This is a genomic window from Amycolatopsis regifaucium (assembly GCF_001613935.1).
Lineage (GTDB): Bacteria > Actinomycetota > Actinomycetes > Mycobacteriales > Pseudonocardiaceae > Amycolatopsis > Amycolatopsis regifaucium.
Window position 1 is genome coordinate 76,085 of record NZ_LQCI01000009.1, and the last position, 21,677, is coordinate 97,761.

At 67.4% G+C, this 21,677-nt stretch carries 13 protein-coding genes and 1 pseudogene; 7 read left to right on the forward strand and 7 right to left on the reverse strand.

The window, feature by feature from the left end; translation table 11 throughout:
- The first annotated feature begins 53 nt into the window (after nt 1-53).
- Nucleotides 54-4,346, forward strand: a complete 4,293-nt coding sequence (locus tag AVL48_RS10365; RefSeq protein ID WP_061987477.1) for a GH92 family glycosyl hydrolase — start codon at nt 54-56, stop codon at nt 4,344-4,346.
- 205 nt (nt 4,347-4,551) lie between these two features.
- Here AVL48_RS10365 and AVL48_RS10370 read toward each other — a convergent pair whose 3' ends face one another.
- Both AVL48_RS10370 and AVL48_RS10375 read right to left on the reverse strand, forming a co-directional pair.
- The gene (locus AVL48_RS10370; RefSeq protein ID WP_061987475.1) at nt 4,552-5,829 is read right to left on the reverse strand and encodes an MFS transporter; all 1,278 of its coding nucleotides are present in this window, start codon (nt 5,827-5,829) and stop codon (nt 4,552-4,554) included.
- Nucleotides 5,830-5,920: 91 nt separating this feature from the next.
- Nucleotides 5,921-6,433 (reverse strand): annotated as a pseudogene (locus AVL48_RS10375) (NAD(P)H-dependent oxidoreductase); the annotation flags it as partial.
- 116 nt (nt 6,434-6,549) lie between these two features.
- Here AVL48_RS10375 and AVL48_RS10380 point away from each other — a divergent pair.
- Both AVL48_RS10380 and AVL48_RS10385 read left to right on the forward strand, forming a co-directional pair.
- Nucleotides 6,550-9,639, forward strand: a complete 3,090-nt coding sequence (locus tag AVL48_RS10380) for a GH92 family glycosyl hydrolase (protein ID WP_061987471.1) — start codon at nt 6,550-6,552, stop codon at nt 9,637-9,639.
- Nucleotides 9,636-11,723 (forward strand): FUSC family protein, encoded by a 2,088-nt coding sequence (locus AVL48_RS10385; protein WP_143104797.1) that lies wholly within the window; start codon nt 9,636-9,638, stop codon nt 11,721-11,723. Before AVL48_RS10380 ends, AVL48_RS10385 begins: the two co-directional genes overlap by 4 nt.
- Nucleotides 11,724-11,768: 45 nt before the next feature.
- On the opposite strand, the gene AVL48_RS10390 is transcribed toward AVL48_RS10385, so the two are convergent.
- Both AVL48_RS10390 and AVL48_RS10395 read right to left on the reverse strand, forming a co-directional pair.
- The gene (locus AVL48_RS10390) at nt 11,769-12,413 is read right to left on the reverse strand and encodes a DUF4360 domain-containing protein (RefSeq protein ID WP_061987469.1); all 645 of its coding nucleotides are present in this window, start codon (nt 12,411-12,413) and stop codon (nt 11,769-11,771) included.
- Nucleotides 12,414-12,551: 138 nt separating this feature from the next.
- Nucleotides 12,552-13,193, reverse strand: a complete 642-nt coding sequence (locus AVL48_RS10395; RefSeq protein ID WP_061987467.1) for a DUF4360 domain-containing protein — start codon at nt 13,191-13,193, stop codon at nt 12,552-12,554.
- A gap of 506 nt (nt 13,194-13,699) precedes the next feature.
- Between AVL48_RS10395 and AVL48_RS10400 the strand changes: the two genes are divergently transcribed.
- On the forward strand, nt 13,700-14,689 hold the full coding sequence (locus tag AVL48_RS10400; RefSeq protein WP_061987465.1) for a malate dehydrogenase: 990 nt from the start codon (nt 13,700-13,702) through the stop codon (nt 14,687-14,689).
- Nucleotides 14,690-14,753: 64 nt separating this feature from the next.
- Here the strand turns inward: AVL48_RS10400 and AVL48_RS10405 are convergent, their stop codons facing one another.
- The gene (locus AVL48_RS10405; RefSeq protein ID WP_061987463.1) at nt 14,754-15,101 is read right to left on the reverse strand and encodes a MerR family transcriptional regulator; all 348 of its coding nucleotides are present in this window, start codon (nt 15,099-15,101) and stop codon (nt 14,754-14,756) included.
- A 52-nt stretch (nt 15,102-15,153) separates the two neighbouring features.
- Here AVL48_RS10405 and AVL48_RS10410 point away from each other — a divergent pair, with 52 nt between their 5' ends.
- Nucleotides 15,154-15,990, forward strand: a complete 837-nt coding sequence (locus AVL48_RS10410; RefSeq protein ID WP_082857602.1) for an NAD(P)-dependent oxidoreductase — start codon at nt 15,154-15,156, stop codon at nt 15,988-15,990.
- A 203-nt stretch (nt 15,991-16,193) separates the two neighbouring features.
- On the opposite strand, the gene AVL48_RS10415 is transcribed toward AVL48_RS10410, so the two are convergent.
- Entirely contained in the window at nt 16,194-17,084 is an 891-nt protein-coding gene (locus tag AVL48_RS10415) for a TetR/AcrR family transcriptional regulator (protein ID WP_244162553.1), read from the reverse strand.
- A gap of 66 nt (nt 17,085-17,150) precedes the next feature.
- Here AVL48_RS10415 and AVL48_RS10420 point away from each other — a divergent pair, with 66 nt between their 5' ends.
- Nucleotides 17,151-18,938 carry a right-handed parallel beta-helix repeat-containing protein gene (locus tag AVL48_RS10420; RefSeq protein ID WP_061987459.1) on the forward strand — a complete coding sequence of 596 codons (1,788 nt, stop codon included), beginning with the start codon at nt 17,151-17,153 and terminating at the stop codon, nt 18,936-18,938.
- A 74-nt stretch (nt 18,939-19,012) separates the two neighbouring features.
- Here the strand turns inward: AVL48_RS10420 and AVL48_RS10425 are convergent, their stop codons facing one another.
- On the reverse strand, nt 19,013-20,404 hold the full coding sequence (locus AVL48_RS10425; protein WP_061987457.1) for an aminotransferase-like domain-containing protein: 1,392 nt from the start codon (nt 20,402-20,404) through the stop codon (nt 19,013-19,015).
- On the opposite strand from AVL48_RS10425, the gene AVL48_RS10430 reads away from it, so the two are divergent.
- A complete protein-coding gene (locus AVL48_RS10430) occupies nt 20,403-21,635 on the forward strand; it encodes an aminotransferase class V-fold PLP-dependent enzyme (protein ID WP_061987455.1) in 1,233 nt (410 codons plus the stop codon). The genes AVL48_RS10425 and AVL48_RS10430 overlap by 2 nt on opposite strands.
- Nucleotides 21,636-21,677: the final 42 nt, after the last annotated feature.

Genomic DNA, 21,677 nt, shown 5'->3' on the forward strand with positions numbered 1-21,677 from the left:
CCCCCTCCTGTGCGACGCCCCGCATGCCCCCGCGAGAAAGCATTGGTGCAACGATGCCCCGAAGCGTCAGACCTTGGGTCTGCAGCCTTCTGAGTGCCACGGTCTTGGCGTCCGGGCTGGTAGCCCTGCCCGCCACCGCCTCGGCCGAAGATCTCCCATCGGACTTCTACTCCTCGTTCGAACCGGGCGAACCGCAGCCGACGTGGAGCGACACCGTCGACACGGATCCGTCCGGCAAGCCGAAGGCGTTCGGTGTCGACGGCGCGAACGCCACCACCATCCCCGGTGACGTCCGCGGCAAGGTCACCGAGACCGCCGCGAACAGCGAAAACACTCCGAACGAGGGCGTGTCCAACCTGGTGGACGGCTCGACCGACACCAAGTGGCTGGCCTGGACGCCGACCGGTTGGGCGCAGGTCACGCTGTCCGAGCCGACGTCGATCACACGGTACGCGCTGTCCTCGGCGAACGACTTCGACAACCGCAACCCGCAGGACTGGACACTCAAGGGCTCGAACGACGGCCAGGCCTGGACGGAACTGGACAAGCAGGCCGGGCAGAAGTTCAGCGAGCCGTTCCAGACGAAGGAGTACCGCCTCGCGGCCGCGAGTGCCGCGTACAAGTACTTCCGGCTCGACGTCACCAAGAACAACGGCGGCCCGATCATGCAGCTCTCGGAGCTGCTGCTGGCCAACGAGGATCCGGCGCCGCCCGCGCTGCCGAACATGCGCAGCTTCGCCGACAGCGGTCCGGGCAGTGGCTACACCAGCAAGAACCGAGTCGGGTTCACCGGCCTTCGCGCGTTCCGTTATTCCGGTAGCCACAAGGCGCAGGGGCACGGCTGGTCGTACAACAAGATCTTCGACGTCGACATCCCGGTGGCCGCGACCTCGGAACTGTCGTACAAGGTGCAGCCGGAGTTCATCCGCGGTGACCTGAAGTACCCGAGCACGAACGTCGCGGTGGACCTGGCGTTCACCGACGGCACCTACCTGAGCCAGCTCGGCGCGGTCGACCAGTACGGTTTCGGGCTCTCGCCGCAGGGCCAGGGCGCGAGCAAGGTGCTCTACACCAACCAGTGGAACCTGGTGCGCTCGCAGATCGGCGTGGTCGCGAAGGGCAAGACGATCGACCGGATCCTGGTCGGCTACGACAACGCCGACGGGCCGGGTTCGCTGCAGGGCTGGCTGGACGACATCAAGGTCTCGGCGACCCCGACGCCGCCGGCGAGCCTGCGACCGTCCGACAACGTGCTGACCACGCGTGGTTCGCTGTCGAACGGGTCGTTCTCGCGGGGCAACAACATGCCCGCGACCGCGGTGCCGCACGGATTCAACTTCTGGATCCCGACGACCGACGCGGGCACGTTGAGCTGGATGTACTCCTACCACTCGCGCAACAACGAGCAGAACCTCCCGGCGCTGCAGGCGTTCTCCGCGAGCCACGCGCCGAGCCCGTGGATGGCCGACCGGCAGACCTTCCAGTTCCTGCCCTCGACCGCGGCGGGCGTGCCGAACCCGGACCGTGAGGCGCGGAAACTGCCGTTCAAGCACTCGAACGAGACGGCGCGGGCGCACTACTACGGTGTCGACTTCGAGAACGGGATCAAGACAGAGGTCGCGCCGACCGATCACGCGGCGCTGTACCGGTTCAAGTTCCCCGGAGCGGACTCGAACCTGATCTTCGACAACGTCAACAACAACGGCGGGCTCACCCTCGACCCCGCGGGCCGGGCCATCACCGGGTACAGCGACGTGAAGAGCGGGCTGTCCGCCGGTGCCACCCGGATGTTCGTCTACGCCACCTTCGACAAGCCGGTGACCGCCGGTTCGAAGCTGTCGACCGGTTCCGGTGACCAGAAGCGGGACAACGTCCTCGGCTACCTGAAGTTCGACGCCGGTGCCGACAAGACGGTGCAGATGCGGATCGCGACCTCGCTGATCAGCGTCGATCAGGCGAAGAAGAACATGGAGCAGGAGCTCGCCCCGAACGCGACGCTCGAATCGGTCGCCGACACCGCGCAGAAGGCGTGGGACGAAAAGCTCAAGGTCATCGAGGTCGAAGGTGCGTCGAAGGATCAGCTGATCACGCTGTACTCCAACCTGTACCGGCTCTTCCTGTACCCGAACTCGGGCTTCGAGAACGTCGGCACGGTCGAGAAGCCGGTGAAGAAGTACGCGAGCCCGGTGTCCCCGAAGACCGGCCAGGACACCCCGACGCAGACCGGGGCGAAACTGGTCGACGGCGAGTTCTTCGTCAACAACGGGTTCTGGGACACCTATCGGACGGTGTGGTCGGCGTACTCGCTGCTCAGCCCGCACACCGCCGGGAAGCTGGTCGACGGTTTCGTGCAGCAGTACCGCGACGGCGGCTGGATCTCACGCTGGTCCTCCCCCGGTTACGCGGATCTGATGACCGGCACCAGCTCGGACGCCGCGTTCGCCGACGCCTATCTCAAGGGGATCAAGGGTTTCGACGTCCAATCGGCCTACGACTCGGCGATCAAGAACGCCACGGTGACCCCGCCCAACGGCGCGGTCGGCCGCAAGGGCATCGACGAGGGCACCTTCCTCGGGTACGCGCCGAACACCGCGGACCACGGGTTCTCGTGGGCGATCGAGGGCTACGTCAACGACAACGCCATCGCGAACATGTCGAAGAAGCTCTACGACGAGGCACCGGCGAACGACCCGCGCAAGCAGGAATACCTGGACAACTACGGGTACTTCACCGAGCGGGCGACACAGTACGTGAACGTGTTCGACCCGAGTGTCGGCTTCTTCCAGGGCCGGGACGCGGCGGGCAAGTTCACCCGGAGCAAGGAGCAGTTCGACCCCGAGGTCTGGGGTATCGACTACACCGAGACCAACGCGTACGGCATGCGGTTCTCCGTTCCGCAGGACGGTCAGGGCCTGGCGAACCTCTACGGCGGCAAGGCGGGGCTGGCGTCCAAATTGGACGAGTTCTTCGCCAAACCCGAGCAGGGGCTCAAGTTCGGTACCTACCCCGGGGTCATCCATGAGATGACCGAGGCGCGGGACGTGCGGATGGGCATGTACGCGCATTCGAACCAGGCCGCGCACCACACGCTCTACATGTACGACTACGCGGGCCAGCCGTCGAAGACGCAGGCGAAGGTCCGCGAGGCGCTGTCCCGGTTGTACGTCGGCAGTGAGCTGGGCCAGGGCTACGGCGGTGACGAGGACAACGGTGAGCAGTCGGCGTGGTGGCTGTTCGGCATGCTGGGCTTCTACCCGCTGCAGGTCGGCAGTGCGGACTACGCGATCGGTTCGCCGCTGTTCACCAAGGCGACCGTGAACCTGCCGGGTGGCAAGAAGATCGTGGTCAACGCGCCGAAGAACAGCGCGAAGAACGTCTACGTGCAGGGCCTGAAGGTCAACGGCAAGGCGCAGTCCTCGACGTCGCTGGCGCATGCGGCGATCGCCAATGGCGGAACGCTCGACTTCGACATGGGCCCGAACCCGTCGTCGTGGGGTACCGGCCCGGACGACGCGCCGAAGTCGATCACCAAGGGTGACGCGGTGCCGACGCCGGTGCACGACCTGACCAAGCCGGTCTCCGGCGCGGACGCGGCGTTCTTCGACAACACTTCGCGGACCGAGGCGAAGGTCACGGCGCCGATCCAGTACCAGGTGCCTTCGGCGAAGGAGGCGGGTTCGTACTACACGCTGACTTCCGGGAAGGGTGCCGGCGACGCGAAGAGCTGGGTGCTGAAGGGTTCCTACGACGGGAAGACGTGGGCGGTCGCGGATCAGCGAACCGACCAGAAGTTCGCGTGGCGGCAGCAGACGAAGGCGTTCAAGATCGCGAATCCGGCGCATTTCGCCTACTACCGGCTCGAGGTCACCGCGACCACGGGCGGGGAGGCGTCGCTGTCGGAGTTCGAGGTGCTGGGCAAGCCTGACGCGGCGTGCACGCAGACGATCACGGGAGAGCGCAAAGGCCCGCTGACCGTGCGGAACGGGGTGACCTGTGTGGACGGTGCGACGGTGTCGGGGCCGGTGTCGGTGGCGCCGGGTGCGAGCCTGATCGTCCGTGGCGGGACGATCTCCGGGCCGCTGACCGCGAACGGTGCGGCGCAGATCGTGCTCGACCGGACGAAGGTGACCGGCCCGGTGACGATCACCGGGGCGACCGGGCCGGTGTCGATCGAATTGACCGAGATCGGCGGGCCGGTGGCGTTGACAGGCAACAAAGGGCCGGTGCTGACCTCGAGCACGATCGGCGGACCTCTGGCGTGCGCGGCCAACTCCCCCGCTCCGACGGACTACGACCTGCAGAACACCGTCCGCGGCCCGGCCGCCGGGCAGTGCGCGAGGTTGTAGTCCTCCGGCAAAGTCGCTAATCGGATTGACGAGAGCGTGAGTGGTCACTCGCGGTGAGGGGTGTGTGGAATAGGGACGTTCAGTGCCTTATTCCACACACCCCTCATCTCTTCACGAGTCTGGTCGGTGTGACTGGACCGGTCACGCGGGACTGGGTGGATTTCTGGTCATCCAACGTCCCGAAATCCACCCAGTCGATGGCCAATCAGGGACGGCGGCCGCGCACGATCCCGAAGCCGACGAGGGCCGCGGTCAGCGCGCCGGGGAAGGCCAGCGCCAGGATGGTGCCGCTCAGCGCGATGCCGATTCCGGTGGCGACCTCACTGGAGGTATCGACGAGCGCGGCGCCGATCGTGGTCCGGTTCGGCGGGAGACCGCGCATCACGTTGGTGCCCGCCACGACCCCGACCACGCGCATACCCGCCGCGACCAAGGCGAGCGCGACGGCGATCCACCCATAGCCGAATCCGCCGAACGCGGTGTAGACGGCGAGTCCGCACACGACCGCGGCGGCACTGAGCCAGGCGGCCTTGGTGAGGCCGACACGGGTGATCAAGGGGCCGATGAGCGCACCGCCGGCGATCAGGACGACGACCTGGGGCAACATCCCGATGGCCGCTTGAGCGGGCCCCCAGCCCAGCCCGAATTGAAGGTGCAGTGTCACGAGGTAGCCGAGGCCCGCGGTCGCCAGTCCCGACGCGGCCTTGAGCGCCAACCCGCTCGACACCAGGGGCCGGGCGAGGAGTACCAGGTCGAGCAGCGGATGCCGGGCGGTCTTCTCGCGGAGCACGAAGCCGGTTCCGGCGAGCAGCGCGGCCGCGGCGGCGATCCACGGCAGGACGGAGGCGGCGCCTGCTTCGACGAAGAGCGTGGGAGCGACGAGCGCGAGGACGATCGTCCCGGTTCCCAGGACGGCGCCCGCGACGTCGATCGGATCGCGGTGCAGGCCGGCGGGATCGTCGGCGGGGATACCGGCGCGGATGCCCACGAACGCGACCGCGGCGACCAGCACGTTCACCAGCAGCAATGCCTGCCACGGCGCGACGGCGAGCACGAGCCCGCCGAGGATGGGGCCGACGGCGAGACCGATGAGCCCCACCGTCGAGATCAGCGTGGTCGCGCGCACGCGTAGGACGTCGTCGTCGAACAGGCGGAACGCGAGGGCGAGTGAGCCAGGCGTCGTCATCGCCGCGGCGATGCCCATGACGGCCCGGACGGCGATGAGCTGCCACGCGGCGGTGACGATCACCGTCGCCAGGCTCGCCACGCCGAGCAGGACGAGGCCGATGAGCATGACCTTCCGCCTGCCCGCCCGGTCGGCCAGCGCGCCGAACACCAGCATCAGCCCGCCGAACACGACCGAGTACGCCCCGGTCACCCATTGCAGGGTGGCCGTGGAGGCGGACAACTCGCGGCCGATGGTCGGCAACGCGAGCTTGAGGATCGAGTTGTCGAGCATCTCGACCAGGAACACGGAGAGCACGTTTCTACCCCGATATCGCGATCTTACGACACCGTGCCGGGGCGGTGGACCCAAGGCAGCCGGTACCGCGCGACGAGTCCACGGTGGATGGTCAACTCGCACCCGCGATGACCTCGTCGATCACCCCGTCCACGGTGCGCCAGATGACGGCGCGCACATGCGGGTCCGCGGCGTCGACGCTGTCGTAGACGAACCGAGTGCGTGCTTCGGGGATCCGGCAGAACTCGGAGATCTCCACGCGCAACTGACGGTCGAGGTGCTGGTCCAGACCCGCCTTGACGAAGGCCACCTGCGACGTACCTGCCAAGCCCAGCCACGTCATGGTGCGAACGGTCAGGTCGGAGCCGGATCGGGTGTAGGCGAAGCCGTGCGTCCAGGTCCGCTCGATCCAGCCCTTGAGGATCGCGGGCGGGGCTGACCACCACACCGGAAAGACCACGACGAGGTGATCGGCTTCCTCGATGCGACGCATGTGCCGCCGCACTTCGGGCGGATACTCCTTGCCGGGGTCCGCCCAGTCCGGCTCGTCGGCGGGCCGCATCCGCGGGTCGAAGTCCTCGGCGTACAGGTCGAGGAAGTCCACCGCGAACCGGGCCGCCACGAGCCTCGCGTGCGCGCGCGTCGTCTGCGATCCCGGCTAGGCACCCCTCGCGCATTTGGTCCTCTGAATGCGGTGCCGCCCGGCAGGCCGTGCCGACGTGTGCGAGTTACGGTGACCTGGTGACGATCACCGGGTTCTTCTCCTCCTTCGAAACGGGTGATCCACAGCCGGTGGATCCGGCGTTGCGTGTCGGCACCGGGCCACGCTCGTCGCCGACGGCGAAGCCGGGCGTGGGGTTCACCGGCGCCCACGCCCTCCGCTTCGAGGGCACGCTCCGCGTGCCGCTGTTCGAGGTGGACGTCGAGGTCACCGGCCACACCGAACTGTCCTATGTGGTCTTCCCCGAAGCCGAGGCCGACGCCGTCCCCAGTTACCGCAGCACGTTCGTGGCACTCGACGTCGAGTTCGCCGACGGCATGTCCGCCGGGTTCAGCGCCACCGGACAGGGCCTGGACAAGACGCTGTACGTCGATCAATGGAACCGGGTACGCCGACGGCTCGGCGAGTTCGCCGGACGACGGATCACCAGGATCATCCTGATCTGCGAACCGCCGCCCGGGGAAGGCGTGCCCGAAGGCTGGCTGGACGACGTCCGGATCGCCGAGCGCGTGGTCGAGGTCCGTGAACCGGTCGATCACGTCCGCACCACGCGCGGCACGCATTCCAGCGAAAAGTTCTCCCGGGGCAACAACTTCCCCGCCACCGCCGTCCCACACGGCTTCAACTTCTGGACCCCGGTCACCGACGCGGGCGTCACCAACTGGCTTTACAGCTATCACCGGCACAACACCGCCGCGAACCGTCCGGCACTGCAGGCGTTCGCGCTGTCGCACCAGCCGAGCCCATGGATGGGTGACCGGCACACCTTCCAGGTGATGCCCGGCGTCGGGCCGGTCGAACCGGACCGGGCCCGCCGGGCGCTCACCTTCTCCCACGACGACGAGATCGACCGGCCGCATCACTACGGTGTCCGGTTCGACAACGGCGTCACCGCCGACATCGCCCCGGCGGAGCACGCGGCACTGATGCGGTTCACCTTCCCGGGCGATCGCGGCTGGCTGCTGTTCGACAACGCCCGCAACCGCGGCGGGCTGCGACTGAACGCGGCGACCGGCGTGGTCACCGGGCACACGTGGGTCCGCAGCAGGCTGTCGGCCGGAGCACGGCGGATGTTCGTGCACGCCGAGTTCGACGTCCCCGCCGCAGGGGGCGGGAAGATCCGGCGGCCGGTGTGGCGCACGGTCACCGGGTTCCTGGAGTTCGCGGCCGGCGAGGTGACGATGCGGATCGCGACGTCACTGATCAGTCTCGCCCAGGCGAAACGGAACCTCGACCTGGAGATCCCCGCCGGGACGAGCTTCGAACAGGTCCGCGACCAGGCTCGTGCCGCGTGGTCGGAGGTACTGGGCCGGGTCGAGATCGAGGGCGCGACCGAAGACCAGCGCGACACCTTCTACTCCAACCTCTACCGCCTGTTCCTGTATCCGAACTCCGCGCACGAGGACACCCCGAACGGCATCCGTCACGCGAGCCCGGTCGTCCGCCGGTTCCTCCCGAGCACCCGCACGCGGACCGGCGCGAAGATCGTCGACGGCGAGATGTACGTCAACAACGGCTTCTGGGACACCTACCGCACCACCTGGCCCGCCTACGCCCTGCTCACCCCCGGCCGCTGCGGGCGGATGATCGACGGGTTCGTCCAGCAGTACCGCGAGGGCGGCTGGATCTCACGCTGGTCCTCCCCCGGTTACGCCAACCTGATGACCGGCACCAGCTCCGACGTCGCCTTCGCCGACGCATACCTCAAGGGCGTACGGGGCTTCGACGTCGAGGCCGCCTACGAGGCGGCGCTGAAGAACGCGACGGTGACTCCGCGTGGGCAGAGTGTCGGCCGGAAGGGCCTGCACGAGTCGATCTTCCTCGGATTCACGCCCACCTCTGTCCACGAGGGCCTGTCGTGGGCGCTCGAAGGGTGCGTCAACGACTTCGGCCTGGCCAAGCTCGCCGAAGCGCTCGGCCACCACGACGACGCCGCGTACTTCCGGCAACGCTCGCAGCAGTACGCGAACCACTTCGACCACCGGATCGGGTTCTTCCAGGGCCGCAACCGCGACGGCATCCGCCACTTCGCCGCCGAGGGCTACGACCCGGAGGCGTGGGGCGGCGACTTCACCGAGACGAACTCCTGGAACACCGCCTTCTCCGTCCCCCACGACGGCGCCGGGCTCGCCGCGCTGCACGGCGGCACCGAAGCGCTGGAGTCCAAACTGGACACCTTCTTCGCGACACCGGAGACCGGCCGCAAACCGGGTTCCTATGGTGGCCTGATCCACGAGATGACCGAAGCCCGCGACGTCCGGATGGGACAGTACGGGCACTCCAACCAGCCCTCGCACCACATCCCCTGGATCTACCACTACGCGGGCGCGCCGTCGAAAACGCAGCGGATCGTGCGCGAGGTCCTGCGTCGCCTCTACGTCGGCGGTGACCTTGGCCAGGGCTATCCGGGCGACGAGGACAACGGCGAAATGTCCGCCTGGTACGTCTTCGCCGCCCTCGGCTTCTACCCACTGGCCATGGGCAGCCCCGAGTACGCGATCGGCGCGCCGCTGTTCACGAAGGCGACCGTCCATCTGGAGAACGGGAAAGACCTCGTCATCACCGCACCCGGCAACACCGACCGCACCGTGTACGTCCACGGGCTGACGATCGACGGGCATCCGCACGAGAGCAGCACGCTCCCGCATTCACTGCTGGCCGAAGGCGCGGTACTGGAGTTCACGATGGGCGAGCGGCCATCGGACTGGGGCCGCTCCCCCGTCGAACCCGCCGCCCCGCACCCCCTCACGGACATCACCGTGGGCGACGGCCCCCTGTTCGACGACACCACCAAGACCGAGGTCACCTTCCCCTGCGGCGAGCCCGTCCTCGAATTCCCCGTCGACGACGCCCACCGTGACGTCGTGATGTACACGCTGACATCGGGAAGCCGCCGCGGTGATCCGCGTTCCTGGGTACTGGAGGGATCCGACGACGGAGAACACTGGGTGTCACTGGACCAGCGTGAAGGCGAAACGTTCCGCTGGCGCCGTCAGACCCGGCCCTTCGCCCTCTCCAAGTCCGCCAAACACGCCAGATACCGTCTCCGCATCACCTCGTCCACCACCCGGCGGGTAACCCTCGCCCAAGGAGAGCTGCTCGCCCGATGATCTCCCGCATCACCCAGGCCACGACCGATCGTCTGGTCGCCTCCGACCCCGGCCTGGTCCGGCTCCGGCTCGGTTTCTCGGCCGTGCTCAGCATCATCGTCGCCGTACTGGCCATCCTGCCGTTCCACCAGCCGCTCACCATCACCCTCGTCGCCGCCATCGCCGCGATGACCTCCGCCTTCACCGTCAACGACACCACGCCCGGCCGGCAGGCGGTGACGCTCGTCCTGGCGCTGGTACTCGGGGCCGCGTCACTCACCGCGGCCAGTGTGGGTTCAGCGTTCCCGCCGCTGGACAGCGTCGTGTTCGTGCTGCTGATCTTCGTCGCGGTCTACGCACAACGGTTCGGTTCGCGCGGGATCGCACTGGGCTCGATCTCGTTCTTCCTGTTCTTCTTCGCGATGTTCCTGCAGACACATCTGAAACAGGTCCCGGTCCTGCTCCTGGCGCTGACCATCGGGATCGCGGCGAACGCGGTCGTCCGGTTCGTCCTGCTCCGCAGGCACACCGACGCGGAATTCCTCCGGATTCGGAGGGCGTTCCGCGCGAGGCTCGCGGCGGTCGTCCGGGCGGCCGAGGACTACCTCGCGGTCGGCGGCAGCGAGCGCACCCGCAAACGGCTCCGCACCACCAACGCCCGTCTGCACGAGACCGTGCTGCTCATCGAGGACACCGCACCCGAGGTGACCGGCGCGGATTCGGTGAACCGGCTGCGCCGCCGCGCGATCGAGGTCGAACTGGCCGTGCAGTGGCTGACGATCACCGTGCAGCGCACCTGCGCCGAGGAACTCGGCGAAGACGTCCGGGACGACCTGGTCGCCCGCCTGCGGCGGTTCCGGTCGCTCATCGAACGCGACCCGCGCGAACTGCCGCTGATCAGCGAGACCGAAGAGTTCAGCAAGATGCTGGTGGAAGGCAGCCGCATCGACGAGCACGCCGCGGCCGGCGACGGAATCCGCCGGGCCATCGCCGAACTCGCGCTGGCCGACGTACGGGCTCAGCGGGTCGCCGAACACGACGTCTCCGATACCGCCGACGACCCAGAAGATCCCGAAGAGGAGAAGTCGTCCGCGTTCGCCTACGACAACCAGACACGCAGCGCCATCCAGGCCGTCGTGGGCGGCGGACTCGCCGTCCTCGGCGGGGAACTGGTGTCGAGCCAGCGGTGGTACTGGGCCGTCCTGACCGTATTCGTGGTGTTCATCGGCTCGTCCACGGCGGGGGCGACCTTCGTGAAGGGCGTCCGACGGCTCGGCGGCACGCTGATCGGCATCGTGGGCGGGCTGGTGCTGACGCTGCTGGTGTCGGGCAGCGTGCCGGCGACGCTCGCGCTGATCCTGGTGTGCGTCTTCGGCATGGTCTACATGGCGCGTGTATCGCAGGTGATCATGGCGTTCTTCATCACCAGCATGCTCGGGCTGCTCTACAGCCTGCTGGGCACCTTCAGTCTCGAGGTGCTGTGGATCCGCGTCGCGGAGACCGCGGTGGGCGCGGCCGCCGGGGTACTGGCCGCGGTGGTGATCGTCCCGGTGCGCACCCGCGCGGTGATGCTCGACGACGTCTCGACGTTGCTGGACGAACTGGACGAGTTCGTCGAGAAGGCCGCTGGCCTGCTCTCCGGCGCGGAAAACGTGAGTGTCATCGAGAAGTCGCGCGATCTGGACCGGGCGGTGGACAAGGTCCGCACGACGATCGAGCCGCTCACCCACCCGGTGAATCTCAGCAGCCGCCGCGACTACGGCTGGCATGTGCTGACGACGGTGGAGACGATCGCCTTCCGCGCCCGGCACGTCGCGGCGCGCTCACAGGCCGGGCTGCTGGTGAACGAGGCGGACCGGCTGATGCTGTACACCGGGCGGATCCGGGAGAACATCGCCGTGCTGAGGAAGGCGACGAGTGCTCCCGGTGGTTCCGGGCACGGGACGCTCGTCCGCGACGACGGAACGCCGGTCGCGGACCGGATCGACGACCCGCAGGCGCGTTCGGTGCTCACCAGCCTCGGGCATCTCGACGAGACGGTGATCGCGCTGGGCCGCGCCTTCGGGGTCGAGGCCACCGATCCGGCACCTTCCGCGAAAGGGTGACGGCCTCCTTCGCCGGAACTCGAAGAAGGCCGCCGCCTCACCGGATCAGTTCTTCGGCTTGGGGCAGGGTTTCCACGAGAAGTGATAGGTGGTCTTGATGGCGCCGTCGGTCGAGTCCATGGTGATGAAACTGGTGGTCTTCTTCGGATCGGAAGTGCCGACCGCGGCCCGCAATTCCGTGTTGATGTTGAAGTTCCGGTCCTCACCGCAGGGCTTGTAGACGATGGCGCCGACTTCGATTTCGTCGGTGAACTGCCAGTTGTCCTCGAGCGGGCCTTTCAGGTTGTGGTTCACGTAGGACGTCGGCGAATTACCCTGGAAATAATAGTTCGCCCGTTCCAGCCCGGTGGCCCCCGCCGCCAGGGAGGCGAATCCGCGATAATCGGCGCTCGCGATACCGTAGGTGAATCCCTGCGGCACGTGGACGTAAAGGTTGAGCTGGCAGTTCTTCCGGAGATCGGTCGGTTTCGCACCGACGCCGACCTGCGCGGTGTATTCACTGTAGGTGACGGTGAACGCGGTGTTGTCCGGCGAAACGGAAACCGCCGCGGAACCCGGTCTGCAACCGGTTCCGTTGACGGTCACCACATCGATGATTATCTTGTCGGCAGGCGCGGGAGGCGGCACCCAGCCATTCGGTGTGACGACCGACGAGAAAAGCGTCACGGCAGCAACCAGCGCATTGAGCATGGGATTCCTTCCCAAAACTTCCACACGGCGGGGAACTGGACGGGTTCGATATCAGCGGGGGCTCACCACCACCCCGGCCAGAGCATGGGTGGGACGGCCTTCTTCCGGGCGGGGAAGCAGGCCGTCACCCTGGTGTTGTCAGGAGGCCGGGCAGGTCTTCCACGAGAAGTGATAGGTGGTCTTGACCGCTCCGTCGGTCGAATCCATCGTGATGAAACTGGTCGTCTTCTTCGGGTCCGAGGACCCCGCGGCGACCCTCAGTTCGGTGTTCACGTTGAGATTCCGGTCTTCACCGCACGGCTTGTAGACGATGACACCGCCTTCGGCCTCGTCACGGAATTGCCAGTTGTCCGACCAGGGCCCGTTGAGCGGATGACTCACGTGCGCGGTCGGCGAATTACCCTGGAAGTAGTAATTCGCCCGCTGCAACCCCTTGGCACCGGATTCGAGCGAAGCGAACCCGCGATAATCGGCACTGGCGATACCGTAGGTGAATCCCTGCGGCACATGGATGTTGAGATTGAGCTGACAGTTCTTCCGCAGATCGGTCGGCTTCGCACCGATACCGACCTGCGCGGTGTATTCGCTGTAGGTCACCGTGAAGGCACTGTTGTCTTTCGCGACGGCGATGGCCGAAGAACCCGGCGGGCAGCCGGAACCATTGACGGTGACCACGTCGATGACGACCCGGTCCGGCGGCGGTCCCGGCGGCGGTGACCAGCTATCGGGTGTTATTATCGACGAGAAAAGCGACACGGCGGCGACCACTGTAGTGAGCATGGGGTCCTTCCCAAAACTTCCACACGGGGGGCGGGGAACTGGGCGGACTCAGGTTAGCGAAACGATCTTCACAGTGCCGCCCGCCGATCGGACGAAAACGTCGCGGCAATCGGTTCATGAAATACGTTTATGGACTGTAACCGTTTTCCGAAGTCGACGAGAACAGCGAAACTCCCGGAAAACACCACTCCGTTCGCACGATATGAAAATTCCTCCACGTCTCGGGCGTTGACGATTCCGAAGAGACAACCGCGACCACGCGCCGGACGGACCTCGCGGCCTCCGCTTCCTCCAGGGCGGCCACCCTCACCCATCACCTCAACGCCGCGGGCCGACCACCCGAGAGCGTGATCCGGACAACCGCCAGTGCAGTCCCGGCTCGCCGCCAACACGACCGGTGGCGGCATCGATCAAGAAAACAGTGACTGGACGCACCCGAACGACGACTCGGGACAGGACTAGCATCGCGGTACAAAGTCGATGTCGCCTCAAGCTGGAGAACCGCAATGACCCAAGCCCCTGTCAACGTCACCGTCACCGGTGCGGCCGGCCAGATCGGCTACGCGCTGCTCTTCCGCATCGCGTCCGGTCAGCTACTCGGCCAGGACACCCCGGTGAAGCTGCGGCTCCTGGAGATCCCGCAGGCGGTCAAGGCGGCTGAGGGCACCGCGATGGAACTCGAAGACGGCGCGTTCCCGCTGCTCGCGGGCATCGACATCTTCGACGACCCGAAGCAGGCCTTCTCGGGCGCGAACGTCGCCCTCCTCGTCGGCGCCCGCCCCCGTGCCAAGGGCATGGAGCGCGGCGACCTGCTCGAGGCCAACGGTGGCATCTTCAAGCCGCAGGGTGAGGCCATCAACGCCGGCGCGGCCGACGACATCAAGGTCCTCGTGGTCGGCAACCCGGCCAACACCAACGCCCTCATCGCGCAGGCGCACGCCCCGGACGTCCCGGCCGAGCGTTTCACCGCCATGACCCGCCTCGACCACAACCGCGCCCTCGCGCAGCTGTCGAAGAAGCTCGGCGTACCGGTGACCGAACTGAAGAAGGTCGCGATCTGGGGCAACCACTCCGCGACCCAGTACCCGTCGATCGCGCACGCCGAGGTGTCCGGCAAGCCCGCGACCGAGGTCCTGACCGACCAGAAGTGGCTGGCCGACGACTTCATCCCCACCGTCGCCAAGCGCGGCGCGGCGATCATCGAGGCCCGCGGCCTGTCCTCCGCCGCTTCGGCCGCCTCCGCCGCGATCGACCACGTCTACACCTGGGTCAACGGCACCCCCGAAGGCGACTGGACCTCCGCGGCGGTCGTCTCCGACGGCTCCTACGGTGTCCCGGAAGGCCTGATCTCCTCGTTCCCGGTCACCGCCGCGAACGGCGAGTACAAGATCGTCCAGGGCCTGGAGATCGACGACTTCTCGCGCGCCCGCATCGACGCATCGGTCAACGAACTGGCCGAAGAGCGCGACGCGGTGAAGAAGCTCGGCCTCATCTGAGCCTGAATCACTCCTCGAAGGCGGCCGCGTCCCTCGGGCGCGGCCNNGGCCGCCTTTCCCGTGGTCAGCCGGCCTTGATGATCGTGTCGAGGTTCGCGCGAGTGGTCTCCAGCTCACCGATCGCTTCGTCGATCCGGTCACGCTGCTGCCGCAAGGCATCGACCAACTCGGGACAATCCGGGGTCAGCCAGCCGTCCTCGTCGACGATGCACGGCAGAATCTCCATGATCTGGGCGGTGTTCAACCCGGCCCCGAGCAGAATCCTGATCCGCCGCACCGCCGCCACATCGGCGTCGCCGTACACGCGATAGCCACTCGGCCGCCGCTCCGGTGTCAGCAGACCCTGCTCCTCGTAGTACCGCAACGCGCGCTCGCTGACCCCTGTCCGCCGCGCGAGTTCCCCGATCCGCATCCGCACTCCCGACTTGACTCTCACGTCAATGTCAAGGTTTAGCTTAGCCGCCATGACCACCGTGACCGTCCTCGGACTCGGCCCCATGGGCCACGCCCTCGCCGCCGCGTTCACCGCCGCCCACCATCCCACCACCGTGTGGAATCGCACCCCTGGCAAGGAAAACGGCCTCGACGCCACCAGCGCCACGACCGCGGAGGACGCGATCGCGGCCAGCCCGCTCGTCGTCGTCTGCGTACGGGACTACCGCGCGGTGCGGTCCATCCTCGACACCGACGCGCTCAAAGGCCGCACCCTCGTCAACGTCACCGGCGGCTCCCCACAGCAGGCCCGCGAGCTGGCCGCCTGGGCGGCCGACCACGGCATCGACTACCTCGACGGCGTCATCGTGGCGACCACCGACGCGATCGGCGGCCCGGACGCGACCCTGTTCTTCAGCGGACCCGCCGAGATCTACCACAGGCACCGGGACACGTTGGCCGCGCTCGGCGAGAACGCACACCACCTCGGTGAAGACCCCGGCCGCGCCGCCGCGTTCGACGCGTCCCTGCAGGATATGCTCTGGACCTCGATGAGCGGCGTGATCCACATGTTCGCCCTCGCCAAAGCCGAGAACATCGACGCCACCGACATCGCGGGGCACGCGAAGGCGATGCTCGGCTTCTTCCCGGACATGATCGATTTCCTCGCCGACCAGGTCGGCTCGGGGCACTACCCCGGCGACGCAGGCACTCTCACGTCCACGGCGGCGACGATGGACCACATCCTGGACGCCATCCGGACCCAAGGCCTCGACAACGGTGTCCTCAGCGCCGCCCGAGCCCAAGTACAACGAGCGATCGACGCCGGGCACGGCTCCGACGGGTTCGGCAGGCTCGCCGCGCTTTGAGCCGGCTCGCGTGCACTACATGATGGCCCCCTTGCTTGCGCTAAACGCACGGAAGGGGGCCATCATGTACTGAGGAAGGAGGCCAGCGAAGAGAATCTCCAGGATAAAAGTTCGACCTTCTCGCTCAGTGCGGATCTTTTCATGTTTATTGAGATAAATTTTCTATTTTCCTTGGTCGTATAGGTCGTTATACATTTAATGCCTCAGGACTGAGCGGCCTGGCGTTGGCGATAGGCGCGCTGCTGACACGCCCTCGAGCAGTAGTCGCGTGGCCTGCCGCGCCCTCCCCCGTCCAGAGGTTTGCCGCACATGACACACTCCCCTCCCCCAATTTCATCACGGATTACCTCACTCCCCCGGTTGTCTACGAGCATCTGCACACCGTCCAGCGTGCGTTGCAGCCCGAATTCGAAGGGGTCGAGCGGTGCGTCCATTCCCCCGCTCCGCCACAGCTTTCCCAAGGCCGGGCAGGCGTCGAGACGCTCGAACAGGGACTCGCGTTCGCTCCACCAGCGTTCATGGGAGACACCTGTGCTCCGCTGAAGTTCCGCGGTCTCCCCCACCTGGCGCGCGACGGACTCGACGAAACCGCCCACCAGGTTCACCACGGCGATCACCTGCGCGGGGGGCAAACCGCTGCGCGACGCGACGTCGAGGGCGTGGTCGTAGCCGGCCATGATGTTCGGTCCGGGAAGGCGGCGCGTTCCGGCGCTGTGAACCAGCCAGGGATGCCGTCGATGCAGTTCCCGCGCCCGCCGCGCCCAGCGTTCGAGACCGGCTCGCCAGCCGAGTCCGGCCGCGGACTCCAGTGGAAGTTCGCCGTACACGGCGTCGCGCATGAGTTCCACCAGTTCCGCCTTGCCGGGAACGTACCGGTAGAGCGACATCGTGGTGGTGCCGAACCGTTCCGCGACCTTGCGCATCGACAGCGCGGTGAGTCCTTCCTCGTCGGCGACCTCGATCGCCGCGGCGACGATCCTCCCGAGACTCAATCCCGGCCGATCCGGCTCGGGCGCGCCCCAGAGCAGTTCGATCGCGCGCTCCGGGTCCGCTTGCGCGTCCTCTTCCGCCACCCTGTTCCCCTTGACGCTCATCGCTCGTGCGTGTTTAGCTGATAAACCTCAGTATATCCCATAAACATCACCTCGGAGCGCTTCAGCATGCCTGAAATCAGGTTCCACGTGTCCCCCGACGGCCGGGACGACTGGCCCGGCACCGTCGACCGACCTTTCGCCACACCGAAAGCGGCCCAAGCTGCCGTCCGCTCCGTCACCGCCGAGATGACGGGGGACATCATCGTCACCTTCTCGGCAGGTGTCTACCACCTCGAAGAACCCCTCGACTTCGACGATGCGAGATCCGACTCCGGCAGGAACGGCTTCCGTGTGCTCTACCAAGCCCACGACTACGGAACTCCGGAGCAGGCGAAGGTCGAACTGAACGGCGGCCGGGTGATCACCGGCTGGTCAGCGCGTGACGACGGCATCTGGACCGCGCCGATCGGAGACCTCGAACCACGAAGGCTCTCCGTCGGCGATCTCCCGGCGACACGAGCGGCACGGGCCGGACTCCCCGGCACCGTGACGAAAACAGGCACCGGTTACGTCACGGACAGCTTGGAGCCTCAGTCCTGGCCGGACCCCTCAGGCCTGGAGTTCGTCTACCCCGGTGTCTATCCGTGGTCGGAGGCCCGCCTCGCGGTCGCTTCGATCACCGGCGATGACACCTCGACCACCGTCACCATGGCCCAACCCGCCTTCAGCCATGCCGGGTCCCTCTATGACTCGAAGTGGTACGGCGTCGGCGGAGACGGTACCTGGGACGGTCTCGCCGCGCCTTCCGTAGTCGAGAACAACATCGCCTTCCTGACCGAGCCGGGCAGCTTCGCCGTCGACCGCACCCAGCCGGGCGCCCACGTCCTGCATTACCGCCCGCGAGCCGGGGAAGAGATCGGCAAGACGACCGTCATCGCCCCTGTGCTCGAAACACTCGTCAGCGGACGGGGCGTGCACGACATCGCGCTACGCGGCTTCACCTTCGCCGACGCGGGCTGGTCAGGTCCCACCCGTACCGGCGGCTACCTGCACTATCACGGAAACGCCCGCTACGAACACGGGGAGTTCCAGAAGATCGACCTGGGCGCGGAGGTCGGCTACGTCCATGTCCCGGCCACCCCGGTCCAGCTGCCCGCCAACGTCAGCTTCTCCTCGGCCGGCCGGATCACGCTGGAGAACAACCACTTCACCCGCCTCGGTGCGGGCGGTCTGCTGGTCGAGGACAGCGCCGACGTCGATATCAGCGGGAACGTCTTCGACGAGATCTCCGGCAGCGGGATCGCCATCCACGCCGGCACGCGGGTGTCGGTCGAAGACAACCTCGTCCACCACATCGGTACCGAATACCGCGGCTCGTCCGCCGTCCTCGTGGTCGGGTCCGCGGAGACGACCGTGGCGCACAACGAGATCCACGACGTCCCGCACAACGGCATCGTGATCACCGGAGGCGAACAGGCCAAGGACACGCGGGTGATCGGAAACCTCATCGAACGCAGCATGGGGAAGCTCATGGACGGCGGCGGGATCTACCTGTCCGCACCACAGGGCTCGTCGTTCGCCAGTGGCGCGGTGGTCCGCGGCAACGTCATCCGGGACGTGCTCACCTCATACAACTTCGGGCTCTACGCCGACTACGGCGCCGCGTGGATCACTGTGATCGGCAACATCGTCCACCGCGCCGACACCCCGATCGTGCTCCACGTAGGGCCGCCGATGGAGAACGTCGCCTTCATCGGCAACTTCTGGGACGCCCTGCCCGATGGCTACGACAACGCGCCCAAGACGGTGACCGTCGCCGGGAACACCGTGCTGCCCAAGGAAACGTTCGAGGAGGCACTCGACGCCGATCCGGCCGGCGCCGACATCCTCGCGCGAGCGGGACGGCGCGGCTGACGACGCTGCCCATGTCCGAGCTGGGATTTTTCCTCTTCGGATGAAAATTCAACTTCGCCCGGGCGTATAGGTCGTTATACACCTTTCGTGACTTCGCCGAGCCGGCGGATACCTTCGTCGAGATCGGGCAGATCGGCGGTGGCCGCGAAGCTCAATCGCAGGAAGGGGCCTGCCGGTTCCGCGGCGAAGAACCGCTCCCCTGTCCCGGTCATCACTCCCCGCTCTCTCGCGGCGCGGGCCAGTGCGTTCACGTCACTCCCCGCCGTCAGCCGCACCCACAGATGCAAGCCACCGGCGGGCAGGCGCGAGAGTGTCCAATCAGGACACTCTCGCGCCAGGGCGACCGCCGCCCCAGCGCACCGTTCCCTCAGCTCCCCGCCCAGTTTCCGCACATGGCGTTCCCAGGACGGCGCGCTGAGCAGTTCGAGCGCCGCCTCCTGCAACGGACGGGAGACGAAGAAGTCGTCGACCCGCCGGACCGCCTTCAGCCGGTCGAAAACCGGCCCCCGAGCGATCAGCGCGCCGATCCGCAGGCTCGGCGCGGCCGCTTTGGTCAGCGAGGTCAGGTGGACGACGGTTCCGTCGCGGTCGTCGGCGATCAGCGGACGCGGTGCGCCGGCGCCGTGCGACAGGTAGCGGGCGAAATCGTCCTCCAGCACGAACGCACCCGCCGCCCGTGCCACGTCGAGCACCTGCGCGCGGCGCTCGGCCGCCAGCACCGTTCCGGTCGGATTGTGGAACGTGGGCTGGCAGTAGAAGAGCCGGGCTCCGGTCATCGCGAAGGCCTCGGCCAGCAGGTCCGGGCGGACGCCGTCGTCGTCGATCGGTACCGGCACCGGACGGAGCCCGGCCGCCCGGGCGGCGGCGAGCGCTCCCGGATAGGTGGGTGATTCGACCAGTACCGGACTGCCGGGCGCCGCGATGGCCCGGAACGCGATCGACAGCCCGCTCTGTCCGCCCGCGGTGATCAGGACGTCGTCCGGTGACGCGCCGGCCGGACCGGCGAACACCGACCGCAGCGCGGCCAGGCCGGTGGCGGGTGCGCGATCCCACGCGTCCGGACGGCGGCCAGCCCGCGCGAGTGCCACGCTCAAGAACCGGGTCGCCTGCAGTGATCGGTGCGGATAGCCGCCGTCGAGGAGGATCGCGCCGTCCGGCGGCGGCCCCAGGGATCCGCTGAGGGATCGGGTGTCGACGCTGCGATCGGTCAGCGCGACGGTCTGCCAGGCGGTGTCGACCGGCTCGCCTGCCGTCCTCGGCACCGTCGCCACGTACGTCCCGCTCCCCGGCCGGGTCACGACAGCTCCCTCCGCGGCCAGCAAGGCGATCGCGCGCGAGACCGTCACCGGGCCGACCCGGTAGCGCTCGATCAGCTCCCGGCTGCTGGGCAACCGGTCTCCCGGAGCCGCCGCCCGGATCAGGGAACGCAGCTGGGCTGCAAGGGCGGAAGTGCTACTATCCGACATGAAAGAACATGATAGTGCTACTGAAGATCAGCGGGAATCACTACTGGACATCCCGGCGCTGCGGGCTGATACGCCGGGCAGCGAAAGAGTCGTCCACTTCAACAACGCCGGTTGCGGGCTCCTGGCGAGACCAGTCCTCGCCACGATGCTCGACCATCTGAATCTCGAAGCCGAAGTCGGTGGCTACGAGGCCGCCGCCGCCCGAGCCGACGAGGTCGCGGACTTCTACCGGGAGATCGCCGCGCTCATCAACGCGCGGCCGCGCAACATCGCGTTCGCGGCCAGCGCCACGCACGCGTACTCCACGGCACTGTCCTCGATCCGGTTCGAATCCGGAGACGTCGTCCTCACCACCCGCAACGACTTCATCTCCAATCAGATCGCGTTCCTGTCGCTGCGGAAGCGGTTCGGCGTGGAGATCGTGCACGCGCCCGACTCGCCCGAAGGCGGCGTCGACGTCGAGGCCATGGCCGCGCTGATGCGCGCCCGGCGACCGAAATTGGTCGCGGTCACCCATATCCCCACCAATTCCGGACTCGTCCAGCCGGTCGCCGAGATCGGGCGGCACTGCCGGGACCTCGGCCTGCTGTATCTGGTCGACGCCTGCCAGTCGGTCGGGCAGTACCCCGTCGACGTCGAGGAGATCGGCGCCGACCTGCTCACCTCCACCTGCCGTAAATTCCTGCGCGGCCCTCGCGGTTCGGGGTTCTTGTTCATCTCCGACCGCTTCCTCGCGGCCGGTCACGAACCGCTGTTCATCGACATGCACGGCGCCCGGTGGTCCGCACCGGGAAGGTACGAACCCGCGGAGTCGGCGAGCAGGTTCGAAGAATGGGAATTCCCTTACGCCACGGTGCTCGCCTGCGCGCGAGCGGCGCGTTATGCCCGTGAGGTCGGCCTGGAGGCGATCTCACGGCGCACCCCCGCGCTGGCCGCGAGGCTGCGCGACGGGCTGAGTGCTCTTCCCGGTGTCGAGATCCTCGACCGGGGCCCGCGTCTGGGCGCGCTGGTGACGTTCTCGATCAAGGGTTGGGAGGCTGTCCCGTTCAAAGAGGCGATGGACGCCCGGCAAATCAACTCGGCGCTGAGCTACCGGGAGTTCGCGCAGTTCGACTTCGGGGACAAGGACGTCGACTGGTGCTTGCGGCTGAGCCCGCACTACTACAACACCGAAAGAGAGGTGGACGACGTGGCCGCGGCGGTCGCCGAACTCGCCGGACGCCACGCCTGAGCGTGGTTTCCCTGCCTGGGCACTGGGGGTGTCCAGGCAGGG